The following is a 14,003-nucleotide window of genomic DNA, read 5'->3' on the forward strand; positions in this document are numbered from 1 at the left end:
GTTACAGTACGATATCGGTCCAGAGCTCGGACGGATCCGGCTCTGCGTCGTTCTGGGCAAATTCGGCGGCGTCGGCGACAATGTCGCGGACCTCCTTGTCGACCGCTTTGAGCTCGTCCTCATCAGCCCACTTCTTGTCGAGCAGGCGCGCCTTGACCTGCTCGATCGGGTCGCGCTCGGAGCGCATCTTCTGCACTTCTTCCTTGGAGCGGTATTTTGCCGGATCGGACATCGAGTGGCCGCGGTAGCGATAGGTCTGCATTTCGAGAATCAGCGGCCCCTTGCCGTCACGGCACCATTCGGTGGCGAGATCGCCGGCTGCCTTGACTGCACGGACGTCCATGCCATCGACCTGGATGCCCGGAATCTTGAAGGAGGCGCCGCGGTGCGAAAAATCCGTCTCGGCCGACGAACGCGTTACCGAGGTGCCCATGGCATAGCGGTTGTTCTCGATGATGAAGATCACCGGCAGCTTCCACAGCGAGGCCATGTTGAAGCTCTCATAGACCTGGCCCTGATTGGCGGCGCCGTCGCCGAAATAGGTCAGTGTCACATTGTTGTTGCCACGATAGCGATTGGCGAAGGCGAGGCCGGTGCCGAGCGAAACCTGCGCGCCGACAATGCCGTGGCCGCCGTAAAAATGCTTCTCCTTGGAGAACATGTGCATGGAGCCGCCCTTGCCCCTGGACAGGCCGCCGCGGCGCCCGGTCAATTCGGCCATGACGCCGCGCGGCGACAGTTCCATCGCCAGCATGTGACCATGGTCGCGGTAGGCGGTGATCATCTGGTCGCCGTCGATCAGCGCCATCTTCATGCCGGTGACAACTGCTTCCTGGCCGATATAGAGGTGGCAGAAGCCGCCGATGAAGCCCATGCCGTAGAGCTGGCCGGCCTTTTCCTCGAAGCGGCGGATCAGCAGCATGCGCCGGTAGGCGTCAAGCTCCTCATCCTTGGTGAAGTCGACAGGTTTGGGGGCTGAAAGCCCTGCCGATTTGCCGTCGGATTTGGGTTTGGTTTTGGCAGGCGCTTTTCTGGCGGCGGTGGCCATACATCACTCCCTGTTGGCGTCTCTTGCGGACACTGAGGGAGATCAGTTCTCCCCACCGATTTGGCAAAGGCTAACACGCGGGAAAGCGTTTCGCCATGCTGAAAAATGCATGGCTGACATGCGTCTAAGCGATTAAAATCGTTGAAAATATCGGCGATTAACTTGAATTCGGTTATCTTGCCGTAGCCGGCAACATGATGGTGATTTCGTCGGCGTGGGACACATTGAGCGCCTTGCGCGCCTGCTCGTCGAGCATGTCCTTCTCCAGCGTGCCCTGATGCATGAGCTGAACACGCCGCTGCAGATCGAGCCGGCGCGCCTTGACGGCATCGAGCTTACCTTGCAGGTCGACGGCTTCGGCTTGCAACCGGTATTTGGAATAGATGCCGAATTCGCCGTGGTAGGCATGAAAGCCGAAATAGGCGAGGAACGCCACGCAGAGCGAGGGGATGATCAGCCGACCGGTATTTCTCTGCTTGTGCTGACGTGTCCACATGACCCAAATCCCTTAGAGCGCCGCGCGCGCCTGGACGCGCAAAGGGCACTCTAACCACTCTGCGACCTAGCCCTTTCTCGCCCGATTGTGCTTAATGGACGGTTACGGACGACCGGATCTGGCGGTGTTGAAACAAAAAAGGCGAGAATGCCCCGCCCTTTCGTTTTCGGATTTTCTGGGTTTTAGGATTTTCTGCGGCTCAGCCCTTCACGATCGACTTGCCGGCGTAGAGCGCCTGCTTGCCGAGCTCTTCCTCGATGCGGATGAGCTGATTGTACTTGGCCATGCGATCCGACCGCGACAGCGAACCCGTCTTGATCTGCCCGCAATTGGTGGCGACGGCGAGATCGGCGATGGTCGAATCTTCGGTTTCGCCCGAGCGGTGCGACATGACCGCGGTGTAGCCGGCTTTGTGCGCGGTCTCGACGGCATCGAGCGTTTCGGTCAGTGAGCCGATCTGGTTGACCTTGACCAGGATAGAATTGGCGACGCCCATGCGGATACCGTCGCGCAGCCGGGCCGTATTGGTGACGAACAGATCGTCGCCGACCAGCTGGGTCTTGTTGCCGATGAGGTCGGTCAGCGTTTTCCAGCCGTCCCAGTCGTCTTCGGCCAGCCCATCCTCGATGGTGATAATCGGATAGTCCGCGGCGAGCTTGGCCAGATACTTGGCCTGGGTCTTCGGATCGCGGGTCTTTTTCTCGCCTTCATAGACGTAGTTGCCGTCCTTGAAGAATTCGGTCGCGGCGCAGTCGAGGCCGAGCGCAACCTCTTCGCCCGGCTTGAAGCCGGCCTTCTCGATCGATTCCATGATGAAATCGAGCGCTGCGGGCGCGCTTTTCAAGTTAGGAGCGAAGCCACCCTCGTCGCCGACATTGGTGTTGTGGCCGGCGTCCTTCAGCCGCTTCCTCAGCGTATGGAAAATTTCCGAACCCCAGCGCAAGCCGTCACGCAGTGTCGGCGCACCGATCGGCAGGATCATGAATTCCTGGAAATCGATCGGGTTGTCGGCATGGGCGCCACCGTTGATGATGTTCATCATCGGCACCGGAAGCACATGCGCCTTAGTGCCGCCGACATAGCGGTAGAGCGGCAGGCCAGCCGCTTCCGCCGCAGCCTTGGCCACCGCCAGCGACACGCCAAGGATCGCATTGGCGCCGAGGCGGCTCTTGTTGGGTGTGCCGTCGAGCTCGATCATGGTCTGGTCGATGTGGATCTGGTTCTCGGCTTCCATCCCGCCGATCGCCTCGAACAGCTCGCCATTGACGGCCTCTACCGCCCGCAGGACGCCCTTGCCGAGGTAGCGGGCGCCGCCGTCGCGCAGCTCGACCGCCTCATGCGCGCCGGTCGAGGCGCCGGAAGGCACCGCAGCGCGGCCCATCGAGCCGTCTTCGAGCACGACGTCGACCTCGACGGTCGGGTTTCCGCGGCTGTCCAGGATTTCGCGCCCGACAATGTCGATGATGGCAGTCATTGCGATGTCCCCGATTGATCTGACGAAGCGTCGCGCACGTCTTAGCCAAAGTGCCGCAAAACGCAATCGGGGCGTCCGCAAATAGTGCCGCCACTTCCGCCACATCGAATCACGAAGCACAAATTGCTGTCATCATAAGTCATGTCAGTCATAGGCCTTGGCGGCATGCGGCTTTCTGGTTTATGCTCACAGCTGCGCGGGGCGAAACAGGAGGAGTTTCGCCATGTCTCAGTTGAGCGGTATTGTGAGTTTGTTCCTGATCGCGGCGGCGTTTTTGACGTCGTGTGACACTCAGCAGCCTCAACAGGGCGCGGTAGAGTTGTCCACCATTGCAGCGGAGTAGATATCCCAGAGAAAAGGCCCCCGGTTCAACCGGGGGCCTTTTGATTCCGGCAGAGCAAGATCAATGCCAATAAGGCTCGACCCTGTAGTAACTGTATGAAGCATCACGCGCGGCCTCGCCGTCGGCGCCCGTCAATTCGTTGATCGAATAGGCGGGAGCTGCCTTCAGTTGCTCCTTGGTGAACGGCACGACATAGCCGCCCTTGTTCTCGTCATAGTCGAGGCTCGCCCACGGAATGGCGTGGTATTTCTCGCCGATGCCGAGAAATCCGCCAAAGCCGATCACGGCAAACATGATTCCATTCGACAATTTGTCGAGCATGACATCCTCGATGTCGCCGATGTGCGTGCCTTCCGTGTTGTAGACGGAAGTGCCGATCACCCGCGAGGCAGCGATGGCTTCAGTGTGTCCTGTCTGGGTTGTCATGATGTGCTCCTCTTGTCGTTCACTTCAGCTTCGACAATGAGGAGAGGGCTGCGAAGGTTCCAGACTTTTATGGACGCGGTCATACGTACAGGGCTGATCACTCAGCGAGGATGAAGGTGACCTTCATGTTGACGCGGTAGGCGGAGATCGTGCCGTTCTCGACGACGACCTTTTGGTCCTGGATCCAGGCGCCTTCGACGTTCTTCAAAGTCTTTGCGGCGCGGGCAATCCCCTGTTCGATGGCGTCCTGAAAACTCTTATTCGACGATGATGTGATTTCGGTGACGCGGGCGACGGACATGGCTTCCTCCTCCAAGGCACTCGGTTGCCTGGGTAGCGTACAACTGGCGCCTGTTGATCACAAGTTTCGGGTCGGACTTAGGGCTGGGCCGCTGAACTTGCTCAGCCCTTGGCGACGCGATCGAATGCCATCAGCCTTTCAAGCAGCGCCCGAAGGTCCTTCAGCGGCACCATGTTGGGACCGTCGGAGGGGGCGTTGTCGGGATCCTGATGCGTCTCGATGAAGACGCCGGCGACACCGACCGCAACCGCGGCGCGCGCCAGCGTCTCGACGAAGCGCCGATCGCCGCCTGACGAGCCGCCCTGCCCGCCCGGCTGCTGCACCGAATGCGTGGCGTCGAAAATCACCGGCGCGCCGATCTCGGCCATGATCGGCAGGGCGCGCATATCGGACACCAGCGTGTTGTAGCCGAAGGACGCGCCGCGCTCGGTGACCAGCACATTGGCGTTGCCGGAACCGGTGACCTTGGCGACGACGTTCTTCATGTCCCACGGCGCGAGGAACTGGCCCTTCTTCACATTGACGACCTTGCCGGTTCTTGCCGCCGCGATCAGCAGATCGGTCTGGCGGCTGAGGAAAGCCGGAATCTGCAGGATATCGACATGCGGCGCCACGAGCGCGCACTGTTCCTCGGTGTGGATATCGGTCAGGATCGGCAGCGAAAACGCCTTGCGCAAATCGTCGAAGACGGGCAGCGCCGCATCGAGCCCGGCGCCGCGCGTGCCGCCAAGCGAGGTGCGGTTGGCCTTGTCGTAACTGGTCTTGTAGACGAGGCCCAGCCCGAGCTTCTCGGTCAGTTCCTTCAGCGCGCCAGCCATGTCGAAGGCGTGCTGGCGCGATTCAAGCTGGCACGGGCCGGCAATCAGCGACAGCGGCGCGCTGTTGCCAAAGACGACATTGCCGACGGTTACGGACGAATTGGGCTTGCTCATGCTTTCTCCTGGAAAACGAAGGCCGCACCCTGCCCGGATGCCGGCCGCACGACAATATCATCGCCGCGTATGTCATGTTCGACGGAACTTGCTGCAAGCAGCCTGGCGACCGTGTCGGCGGAACCAACTGAAAAGACGATCGCCGCGAAGCGGAGGTCCGATGGCGCGCCGGCAGGTATGCCGAAGCGCGTTTCGAAGGCGGCGGGGTCAAGCAGGGTCAAGGTCGCGTTCGGCAGGTCAAGCGCGGTGCTGCTCCCCTGCCCGGTCGCCGGACTGCGCGTCGCGATCGAAATCAATCGGTGCTGTTCGGCTGGCTCGGTGCTGACCGCCACGACTTCGATGATGCCGGTTGCGCCATTGGCGTGGACCTGCAGCGCGCTCCGGTCCACTTTCGGCGCATTGATCCGCTCGCAGGCAAACAGGAATGCATCCGTCGCCCCGGTGCCGGAGGCGAAGGCCAGTTTGAACGATGCCGTGTCGCTGTTTCCCGCCGAGTCGGTGAAGGCGCGCGAAAAGCTCAGCATGTCTCCAGCCGACAGGCCGGCTTCGACATAGCGTGCGTGTTCGGCATCGGCATTCTGGGTGCCCAGGACAAGGGCGGAAAATCCCTCATTGCCGCAGCTGTCGCGATAGGCACGATCGCGCGCGACGAAGACGTTGCCGTCAGCGACCGCTTTCGCCGCCGCTTGCGCATTGCCCACTGCCAGCAGCTCGAGATAGGTGCCGTCCTCAAGGAAGACGCAGCAGTTTTCCGTGCCGAAAGGATGGATGCCGGTCGGCGCCACAACAAAGCCAAGCGAAACCAGCCGCGCCCGCGCCACGTCGAGGCTCGCGGTCGGCAGCACAAGATGGTCAAGCGGACAAGCGCCGGGCGGATAAGCGCCGGGCGAATGAGGGCGTGCTGGCATCGTCTCGGTCATGCCGGCGCGGTGTGCATCATTCCGGAAGTTGGTTCAAGGGCCCTCGCCTGACGCGCAGGGATTTCATGGCGGCAGCGGACGCGCGATGGCTGTTCTTGGCCACGCTGCCTTGGCGACGCGCGAAAGCGGCAGGGCGCTGATCCGACCGAACCAATGGCCGCAGACGGGTGCGCTCCTGCTTCGGTCAGTTTCCCTTCAAGTCGCAGCCACAATGTCCGCCGAATAGCGCAATTCGCGCAGCGGTTTGACCTGGCTGGTTGTCTCGGCATAGAGCGGATGCGCCTTGTAGGCGGCCAGAGCGGCGTCATCCTCGAACTCGGCATAGACGACCACGTCGATCTCGTCCGAAAGCGGGTCGACCTTGCTGTTGAGCGTCACCTCGAACTGACGGGAATGGGGGATGTTGCCCAGCGCCAGCAAGCCCGTGCGTACGGCCTCGACATCCTCTTTGTGCCGTGCGCTGAAGAAAACGATATGCCGGATCAACCCCAGCCTCCTCGATCGATGTGCAGGCATGTTTTGTGTGGGCGACACGATCGCGTCAATCGGCAACGATGTCGCGGCACCAACGCGTTGGGGCGAAGGCGAGGAAACCTACATCATGCTGGTGATGTAGCGCACGATGCGGTTAATCTCCCTGACCGTGGTGTCGAGATAGCTGCCCTGATTGTAGAGCCCGTCCCAGATCAGGAAGAACGTGACGGCGCAGATGACGATGACATAACGCATGGCTAAAACTACTGCATCCGGGTGGCTGCAACCATAGTGATTCCGGCGTTGATCAGCGCCCTCCCCCAAAATCTTTCCATGATCCGTGCTCGCTTGCCTTGGCTCTTGAAGTTCCCCTTGATGACGTGAAAGATTGCTGCGGGGATTCATCGGGAAGCGGCGTTCGCGCCCTGCCGATGAACTGCGAGAGAGTTGGAAACCGGCGATTTTGCGCCGGCGCCGCAGAAGTCCCGGGGGCGTGACATGGCTCACAAGGAAGACACCGGCGTTGCGTCGGGCGACGCGGTCAGATTGGACGAATTCAATTTCGCCGAGACCGTCAAAGGCCTGCCGGCCAAGGCGCGCATGGTGCTGTCGGCGGCGATGAACCTGCAGCGTGGCTCGCTCAAGGTGAGGATGCCGGACGGCCGCGCCGTCCTCGTCGGCGGCAAGGGCCCGGGTCCGGACGCCGAACTGGTGCTCAAGAACTGGCGCTTGCCCGGCCGCGCCTTCACCGGCGGCACCATCGGCATCGCCGAATCCTACATCGACGGCGATTGGGACAGCCCCGATGTGACCAGTTTCCTCGAACTGTTCGTAGTCAATTCAGAAATCGGAGAGCGCATCGCCGGCGGCGCCAGTTGGTTGATCAACGCCGTCCAGCGTGTCCGCCACTGGTTCAACCAAAACACCCGCACCGGCTCGAAGCGCAACATTTCGGCGCATTACGATCTCGGCAACGCCTTTTACAAGGAATGGCTGGATCCGAGCATGACCTATTCGTCCGCGCTCTATGCGGCTGGCGCCAACGATCTGGAAAGCGCGCAAGCCGCCAAATATCGCGCGCTGGCCAAGGACACGGGCATCGGCGCGAACGACCACGTGCTTGAAATCGGTTGCGGCTGGGGCGGTTTTGCCGAATTCGCCGCGCGCGAGATCGGCTGCCGCGTCACCGGGCTGACGATCAGCCGCGAGCAGCATGACTTCGCCAGAGCACGCGTCCAGAAGGCTGGATTTGCCGACAAGATCGACATCAAGCTGCAGGACTACCGCGACGAAACCGGTTCCTACGACCGCATCGCCTCGATCGAGATGTTCGAGGCGGTCGGCGAAAAGTACTGGCCCGTGTTTTTCGGCAAGATGAAGGATTGCCTGCGGCCTGGCGGCACCGCCGGCCTGCAGATCATCACCATCAACGAGAAAGCCTACGATACCTATCGCGCCCGGCCGGATTTCATCCAGCGTTACGTCTTCCCGGGCGGCATGCTGCCGACGCCGTCGATCCTGAAAACGCTCGGCAAAGACCATGGCCTTGCTCATCTGCGCGAGCGCATTTTCCCGGACGACTATGCCCGCACGCTCGCCGAATGGCGCCACCGTTTTTGTGGGTCATGGGAAAAGATCGTCCCGCTCGGTTTCGACGACCGCTTCAAGAAGCTCTGGGAGTTTTACCTGCATTATTGCGAAGCCGGCTTCCGCGCCAGCTACATCGATGTCCGCCAGGTGGTTTACAGGGCTTAGGGTGGCGACGACTAATTTCCGCATGGGATCAATTGGTTCTCCGTCGAACATCAAGTCGATGGTGCGGTTCGAGGCGGCTGCTGTTCAACGACGTGCCAGCCTTCAACAGCGTGCCAAGTCCTGACCGAAGCATAGCTTCGCGCCTGAATCCGGTCGAGTCCATAAGGGAACAGATGACGTGCGGATGCATGTGCGCGGGCGGAGACGTCAGTTCCTGTCGTCGTCGCCTTGGGTGATCAGCCGCGCGCTGCGCTGCCCTGTCAGGTAGATCCATAGCCAGCTCAGCGAAACCGCAAGCCGGTTACGGAAGCCGATCAGGAAATAGATGTGCGCCAGGCCCCAAAGCCACCAGGCCAGCCGGCCGGTGAGCTTGATCCAGCCGAAATCGATCGCGGCGGCGCGCTTGCCGATCGTCGCCAGATCGCCGTCATGCCTGTAGCGGAAAGGCCGCGGGGCTGCGTCGCCGGCAAGCCGGGCCTTGATCGTCGCGGCGACATGCCGGCCCTGCTGCTTGGCGGCGGGTGCTACGCCGGGCACCATGCGGCCATCCGGCCGCAGGACGTGTGCAGCGTCACCGACGACGAAAATCTCCGGGTTGCCCGGCACGGTCAGATCAGGCTCGACCAGCACCCTGCCCGCGCGGTCCGCTGCCGCCCCCAGCCATTCGGCGGCCGGCGAAGCGGCGACGCCTGCTGCCCACAGGATAGTCCTGGCCGGCAGATGCGTTTCACCGAAGACGACACCCTCCGCGTCGCAACGTGTCACGGGCCGACCGAGTTCGACCGTCACGCCAAGCCGCTCGAGCGCCTTGCTGGCATAGTCGGAGAGTTCCGGCGCGAAATTGGGAAGGATACGGTCGCCGGCCTCGATCAGCACCACGCGCGTCTGCCGCGTATCGATGTTGCGGAACTCGCCGCGCAGCATCTCGTGCGCCAGTTCGACAATGGTGCCGGCCAGTTCCACGCCGGTCGGTCCGCCACCGACGATCGCCAGTGTCAGCAGCGCCTGGCGCCTGGCGGGATCACTTTCCCGCTCGGCCTGCTCGAAGGCGAGCAGAATGCGCCGTCGAATGGTGGTGGCGTCCTCCAGCGTCTTTAGCCCCGGTGCGAAAGGCTCCCATTCGTCATGGCCGAAATAGGCGTGGCGGGCGCCGGTGGCCAGCAGCAGCGTGTCGTAGGCGATCGCGTCGCCATCATCGAGCAGCACATTTTTGCCGGCGCGGTCGACGCCGCTGACAGTGGCGAGCAGTGTCGTCACATCCTTGCGCTTGCGCAGAAGATGGCGGATCGGCCAGGCGACTTCCGAGGTCGCCAGCGCCGTAGTCGCCACCTGATAGAGCAGCGGCTGGAAAAGATGATGGTTGCGCTTGTCGATCATGGTGATGCGCACCGGCGCACCGTCAAGCGCGCGGGTGAATTCGAGACCCCCAAAGCCCGCCCCGACGACGACGACATGATGTCTGGTTTCGTTCATCTCATTCACTCCGGGAGCAGGCTGGCCGGGAGCAGGTTGGCCGGGAGAGCAGGTGGGCCGTGAGGGCAGTTGGCCGTGAGGGCAGACTGGGGAGCAATTTCGCCAAGGCTGATGTAGCTACTTTTGTGCACCGCAACAACATCCGACTTTGCCTACTGCCGGCCCTAACATGTCGCTGTTGTACATGCCCCATCCTGCCGCCGAGTATAATTTCATCGAAAGCAGACGAAAGGAGAGGAACTTGGCTAGCGATCATGACGACGGTCCGGGGCGATATTCCTCGCCGCCTTGCTTCATGCACGAGTTCGACCCGGAATTCCGGCCGCCCCTATCCGATTGGAACGACGTGAAACGATGGCGCAAGGCCGAGCGCGAGCGGCTGATTGCGGCCCGCCTCGCTGTCCCGGCTGACGTGCGGACGGCAATGTCGCAGCGCATCGGCGAAAGCCTCGACGCGATGATCGGCGACATTGCCGGCCGCATGGTCAGCCTCTACTGGCCGTTCCGCGGCGAGCCGGATTTGCGGGCCTGGATGGCTTCCGTCAATGACCGCGGCGGCCGTACCGCGCTGCCTGTTGTCGTCGAAAAAGCCCGCCCGCTTATCTTTCGCGCCTACGTTCCGGGCGATCGGCTGGAAAAAGGTGTCTGGAATATCCCGATCCCGGCTGAAGGCGATCCGGTGCTGCCCGACATCGTCATCTCGCCGATCGTCGGCATCGATCCGGGACAGTATCGGCTGGGCTATGGCGGCGGCTTCTTCGACCGCACGCTGGCGGCGATGCCGTTCAAGCCGCTGGTCATCGGTGTCGGCTACGAACTGCAGCGCATCGCCACCATCTACCCGCAGCCGCATGATATCCCGATGGACCGGGTGGTAACGGAGGCTTTCAAAGCCTAGGCAAGTTCCGGCTTCATCCCGACCGCCGTCCGGTCGACGATCTCGCGCAAGGCGAACGACGAGTTGATCTTCGTCACATGCGGCATTGCCGACAGCCATTCCTTGTGGATGCGCTCATAGTCGACGAGGTCCTTTGCCGCGATGCGCAGGATATAATCGTATTCACCCGACATCAGGTGGCAGGACAACACATTCGGGCAGCGCTTTATCGCCGCCTCGAAATCCGACAGTGTCTTTTCGAATTGCCCCGACAGCGATATATGCACGATCGCCGTCATCTGGTGGCCAAGAGCGGCATTGGAAAGCCGGGCGTGGTAGCCGCGGATGGTTCCGGATTTCTCCAGATTGTCGAGCCGCCGCGAGCAGGCCGACTGCGACAGGCCGACCTTCTCGGCAAGCGCCGCGTTGGGTATCCGCCCATCCCGTTGCAACGTTTCGAGGATGGCGATATCAATCCTGTCGAGCGGCATTTTTCGGGATTCCTGCGACAATCCAGCTGTTTTACGCAACGATTATCGAACCGCACCGTCTTGCGCAAGCGTATTCGCAAACACCTACGCGACGATTCGTGGTTCACTGTCTCTCAACAGCGAACATGCCCCAAAAGGCTGGATCAGGAGGAGAAGAAGATGCGCGTCGGCTGCCCCCGGGAAATCAAGAACCACGAATACCGCGTCGGCCTGACGCCGGGATCGGTCCGCGAATATGTCGCGCATGGCCACGAAGTGCTGGTCGAGACCGGCGCCGGCGCCGGCATCGGCGCCGACGACAACGCCTATCGCGCCGCCGGCGCCACCATCGCCAAGACGGCCGCCGACGTGTTTGCCAAGTCCGACATGATCGTCAAGGTCAAGGAGCCGCAGCCCAACGAATGGGTCCAGCTCCGTGACGGCCAGATCCTCTACACCTATCTCCATCTCGCTCCGGATCCGGAGCAGACCAAGGGCCTGCTGGCCTCGGGCGTGACGGCCATCGCCTACGAGACGGTCACCGACGACCGCGGCGGCCTGCCGCTGCTGGCGCCGATGTCGGAAGTCGCGGGCCGCTTGTCGATCCAGGCGGGCGCCACCGCGCTGCAGAAGGCCAATGGCGGCCGCGGCGTTCTGCTCGGCGGCGTGCCCGGCGTGCTGCCTGGCAAGGTCACTGTGCTCGGCGGCGGCGTTGTCGGCCTGCATGCCGCACGGATGGCGGCCGGCCTTGGCGCCGACGTCACCATCATCGACCGCTCGATCCCGCGGCTGCGCCAACTCGACGATATCTTCGGCGGCCGCGTCCACACCCGCTACTCGACGGTCGAGGCGCTGGAAGAGGAATGTTTTTCGGCCGACATCGTCGTCGGCGCCGTGCTGATCCCGGGTGCCGCCGCGCCAAAACTCGTTTCGCGCGAAATGCTGTCGGGAATGAAGAAAGGCTCGGTGCTGGTCGATGTCGCCATCGACCAGGGCGGCTGCTTCGAGACCTCGCACGCCACAACTCATGCCGACCCGACCTATGAGGTCGACGGCGTCGTTCACTATTGCGTCGCCAACATGCCGGGCGCGGTGCCGGTCACCTCGGCCCAGGCGTTGAACAACGCGACGCTGCATTACGGCCTGCAGCTCGCCGACAAAGGCCTGAAGGCGCTGGTCGACGATCATCATTTGCGCAACGGCCTCAATGTCCACAAGGGCAAGATCACCAACCGCGCGGTGGCCGAATCGCTCGGCTATGAACTGGTCGAGCCGAAGGCCGTTCTCGCCGCCTGAACCCGCCGCTCGATCCTCTCCCGAAAGAGCCGCCGACGCCCCCGGCGGCTCTTTTTTCCACAAGAAAATTTCACGAATTGCGCTAGGCCGGCCGGCTTTACCCGTTTTGCTTGCAATGTGTCATTGTTGTGGCTTTTTTGTTACATCCGCCGGCGTGGGCAGGTGCTAGACGGCTGACGGGTTTTTCAAAAGGCAGGGGCAATGACCAGCAAACGATTCGCAAAATCTCTTCTTCTTGGCGCGGTTTCCGTACTGGCGCTCGGATCGGCTTCTCAGGCCGCCGACGCGCTTGTGCCGGTGGTCGAAACGTCGGCCTTCAACTGGAGTGGCATCTATGTCGGCTTCGGCGTTGGCGCCGGCGCCAATGTCCACGAGCTCAGCAGCGATTTCCTTCCGGGCTTCTCGTTGAACGGCATTGGTGGTGAAGGCGTATACGGTGAACTGACCGTTGGGTACGACTATATGGTGTCGCCGCGCTTCCTGATCGGCGGACTCCTGGACGCCCATATCGGCAACATTGAAACCACGCTCGATGTAGCTGGACTAGAGGCTTCGGTCCGCGAGACCTACGGTTTCGATGCTGGTCTGCGAGCCGGTTACCTGTTCACGCCGAACACGTTGGGCTATGTGCTCGGCGGCTATTCCTGGCAGAAATACAAACTCGACACCAACGCTGGTTTTGACCTGGATTGGGACCAGAGCGGTTACTTCGTCGGAGCCGGCGTTGAAACGGCCATCAACAGCAACTGGACCATCAAGACAGAATATCGCTATACCCGCTTCGGTACCAATGATGATCTGCTTTCCGAGTTCGGTTTGCCGGATGGCGCCCTCAATATCGACACGTCGCGGCATACGTTCCAGGTCGGGGCCAACTATCGCTTTGGCGCCCAGAATGGCGGCGTCGCCTCTTTTGAAGCGCCTGCCTACAACTGGACCGGCTTCTACGTCGGCGGCGCCGCCGGCGCGGGTGCGTCGGTGCATCAGATCGAGGTTCCGCCGCTTGGCGGGCTCGAGTTCAACGGGCTCGGCGGCGAAGGTGTGTTCGGCGAATTGAACGTCGGCTATGACCATGATTTCGGCAGCTGGGTCGCAGGTGTCATGGTGGATGCCCGCTACTCCGGCATGACTTCCGAGTTGGAACTTCCAGGCGGATCGATCAATCTGGATACCGATTACGGCTTCGATGTGCTTGCCCGCGTCGGTATGAAAGTCAACGAATCAACCCTCGCCTACGTGCTCGGTGGTTACAGTTGGCAGCACTTCGATCTGAACGCGTCTTCGCCGATCGGCGATATCCTCGATTGGGACTCCAGCGGCTTCTCGGTGGGTGGTGGTCTGGAAACGGCCATGTCCAGCAACGTGACCGTCGGCCTCGAGTACCGCTATTCGCAGTTCTCCGAGGAGGATTTCTCGTCGGAACTTGGGCTGCCGGACGACACTCTCACCTCGACGCCTTCGTTCCATACCGTCCGCATTGGTGCGAAGTACAAGTTCAACTAATTTTCGAGCCGTCCAGACAACAGTCAAAGCCCGTCGGTCATTCCGGCGGGCTTTTTCTTTGGGTAAAGAAATATAATGCAGGCAGCAAAAAAGCGGAGCCAAAGCCCCGCTTCCTCTGATATCGAGATCTCCCGCCGGTTCATCCGCGGTCGGCAAATCGATCGACAATCATTCCATAACGCGACATTGCGACAGGCGTACGACAGCTGCGACCG

Annotated in this window: 15 protein-coding genes; 4 read left to right on the forward strand and 11 right to left on the reverse strand. The window is 61.7% G+C overall.

The genetic code is table 11. From position 1 onward, the window contains the following. Position 1: 1 nt before the first annotated feature. The 9 genes from pdhA to AC0L28_RS17430 all read right to left on the reverse strand — a co-directional run bounded on the left by pdhA (position 2) and on the right by AC0L28_RS17430 (position 6,669). Complete coding sequence (pdhA, locus tag AC0L28_RS17390) at positions 2-1,048, reverse strand: pyruvate dehydrogenase (acetyl-transferring) E1 component subunit alpha (protein ID WP_023799237.1); 1,047 nt, start codon at positions 1,046-1,048, stop codon at positions 2-4. 172 nt (positions 1,049-1,220) lie between these two features. Continuing rightward, positions 1,221-1,544, reverse strand: a complete 324-nt coding sequence (locus AC0L28_RS17395) for an FtsB family cell division protein (protein WP_023799238.1) — start codon at positions 1,542-1,544, stop codon at positions 1,221-1,223. A gap of 199 nt (positions 1,545-1,743) precedes the next feature. Beyond that, positions 1,744-3,018, reverse strand: a complete 1,275-nt coding sequence (eno, locus tag AC0L28_RS17400; protein ID WP_023799239.1) for a phosphopyruvate hydratase — start codon at positions 3,016-3,018, stop codon at positions 1,744-1,746. 403 nt (positions 3,019-3,421) lie between these two features. Then, positions 3,422-3,787, reverse strand: coding sequence for a PRC-barrel domain-containing protein (locus AC0L28_RS17405; RefSeq protein ID WP_023799241.1), 366 nt, complete (start codon positions 3,785-3,787; stop codon positions 3,422-3,424). Between the two features lie 97 nt (positions 3,788-3,884). Beyond that, positions 3,885-4,088, reverse strand: a complete 204-nt coding sequence (locus AC0L28_RS17410; protein ID WP_023799242.1) for a dodecin family protein — start codon at positions 4,086-4,088, stop codon at positions 3,885-3,887. Positions 4,089-4,189: 101 nt separating this feature from the next. Then, on the reverse strand, positions 4,190-5,020 hold the full coding sequence (gene kdsA / locus AC0L28_RS17415) for a 3-deoxy-8-phosphooctulonate synthase (protein WP_023799243.1): 831 nt from the start codon (positions 5,018-5,020) through the stop codon (positions 4,190-4,192). Beyond that, positions 5,017-5,928 (reverse strand): VOC family protein, encoded by a 912-nt coding sequence (locus AC0L28_RS17420; RefSeq protein ID WP_287260784.1) that lies wholly within the window; start codon positions 5,926-5,928, stop codon positions 5,017-5,019. Before AC0L28_RS17420 ends, kdsA begins: the two co-directional genes overlap by 4 nt. Before the next feature lie 207 nt (positions 5,929-6,135). After that, positions 6,136-6,426 (reverse strand): Dabb family protein, encoded by a 291-nt coding sequence (locus tag AC0L28_RS17425; RefSeq protein WP_023799245.1) that lies wholly within the window; start codon positions 6,424-6,426, stop codon positions 6,136-6,138. Positions 6,427-6,534: 108 nt separating this feature from the next. Further along, complete coding sequence (locus AC0L28_RS17430) at positions 6,535-6,669, reverse strand: hypothetical protein (protein WP_023799246.1); 135 nt, start codon at positions 6,667-6,669, stop codon at positions 6,535-6,537. 243 nt (positions 6,670-6,912) lie between these two features. Here AC0L28_RS17430 and AC0L28_RS17435 point away from each other — a divergent pair, with 243 nt between their 5' ends. After that, complete coding sequence (locus AC0L28_RS17435; RefSeq protein ID WP_023799247.1) at positions 6,913-8,169, forward strand: SAM-dependent methyltransferase; 1,257 nt, start codon at positions 6,913-6,915, stop codon at positions 8,167-8,169. Positions 8,170-8,376: 207 nt separating this feature from the next. On the opposite strand, the gene AC0L28_RS17440 is transcribed toward AC0L28_RS17435, so the two are convergent. Continuing rightward, complete coding sequence (locus AC0L28_RS17440) at positions 8,377-9,642, reverse strand: NAD(P)/FAD-dependent oxidoreductase (RefSeq protein WP_023799248.1); 1,266 nt, start codon at positions 9,640-9,642, stop codon at positions 8,377-8,379. A 241-nt stretch (positions 9,643-9,883) separates the two neighbouring features. Here AC0L28_RS17440 and AC0L28_RS17445 point away from each other — a divergent pair, with 241 nt between their 5' ends. Beyond that, the gene (locus AC0L28_RS17445) at positions 9,884-10,540 is read left to right on the forward strand and encodes a 5-formyltetrahydrofolate cyclo-ligase (protein WP_128174463.1); all 657 of its coding nucleotides are present in this window, start codon (positions 9,884-9,886) and stop codon (positions 10,538-10,540) included. Here the strand turns inward: AC0L28_RS17445 and AC0L28_RS17450 are convergent. Further along, the gene (locus AC0L28_RS17450) at positions 10,537-11,010 is read right to left on the reverse strand and encodes an Lrp/AsnC family transcriptional regulator (protein WP_023799250.1); all 474 of its coding nucleotides are present in this window, start codon (positions 11,008-11,010) and stop codon (positions 10,537-10,539) included. The two genes, AC0L28_RS17445 and AC0L28_RS17450, sit on opposite strands and share 4 nt — an antisense overlap. A 159-nt stretch (positions 11,011-11,169) precedes the next feature. On the opposite strand from AC0L28_RS17450, the gene ald reads away from it, so the two are divergent. Both ald and AC0L28_RS17460 read left to right on the forward strand, forming a co-directional pair. Continuing rightward, positions 11,170-12,285, forward strand: a complete 1,116-nt coding sequence (gene ald, locus AC0L28_RS17455) for an alanine dehydrogenase (RefSeq protein WP_091591151.1) — start codon at positions 11,170-11,172, stop codon at positions 12,283-12,285. A gap of 201 nt (positions 12,286-12,486) precedes the next feature. Further along, positions 12,487-13,788 (forward strand): outer membrane protein, encoded by a 1,302-nt coding sequence (locus tag AC0L28_RS17460; RefSeq protein WP_287173857.1) that lies wholly within the window; start codon positions 12,487-12,489, stop codon positions 13,786-13,788. The last annotated feature ends 215 nt before the right edge of the window (positions 13,789-14,003 follow it).

The organism is Mesorhizobium sp. WSM4847 (assembly GCF_055811335.1).

Bases quoted from the DNA above. Each gene is read 5' to 3' on its own strand.
- pdhA (WP_023799237.1), bottom strand. From the start codon at position 1,048: ATGGCCACCGCCGCCAGAAAAGCGCCTGCCAAAACCAAACCCAAATCC.
- AC0L28_RS17395 (WP_023799238.1), bottom strand. From the start codon at position 1,544: ATGTGGACACGTCAGCACAAGCAGAGAAATACCGGTCGGCTGATCATC.
- eno (WP_023799239.1), bottom strand. From the start codon at position 3,018: ATGACTGCCATCATCGACATTGTCGGGCGCGAAATCCTGGACAGCCGC.
- AC0L28_RS17405 (WP_023799241.1), bottom strand. From the start codon at position 3,787: ATGACAACCCAGACAGGACACACTGAAGCCATCGCTGCCTCGCGGGTG.
- AC0L28_RS17410 (WP_023799242.1), bottom strand. From the start codon at position 4,088: ATGTCCGTCGCCCGCGTCACCGAAATCACATCATCGTCGAATAAGAGT.
- kdsA (WP_023799243.1), bottom strand. From the start codon at position 5,020: ATGAGCAAGCCCAATTCGTCCGTAACCGTCGGCAATGTCGTCTTTGGC.
- AC0L28_RS17420 (WP_287260784.1), bottom strand. From the start codon at position 5,928: ATGCCAGCACGCCCTCATTCGCCCGGCGCTTATCCGCCCGGCGCTTGT.
- AC0L28_RS17430 (WP_023799246.1), bottom strand. From the start codon at position 6,669: ATGCGTTATGTCATCGTCATCTGCGCCGTCACGTTCTTCCTGATCTGG.
- AC0L28_RS17435 (WP_023799247.1), top strand. From the start codon at position 6,913: ATGGCTCACAAGGAAGACACCGGCGTTGCGTCGGGCGACGCGGTCAGA.
- AC0L28_RS17440 (WP_023799248.1), bottom strand. From the start codon at position 9,642: ATGAACGAAACCAGACATCATGTCGTCGTCGTCGGGGCGGGCTTTGGG.
- AC0L28_RS17450 (WP_023799250.1), bottom strand. From the start codon at position 11,010: ATGCCGCTCGACAGGATTGATATCGCCATCCTCGAAACGTTGCAACGG.
- ald (WP_091591151.1), top strand. From the start codon at position 11,170: ATGCGCGTCGGCTGCCCCCGGGAAATCAAGAACCACGAATACCGCGTC.
- AC0L28_RS17460 (WP_287173857.1), top strand. From the start codon at position 12,487: ATGACCAGCAAACGATTCGCAAAATCTCTTCTTCTTGGCGCGGTTTCC.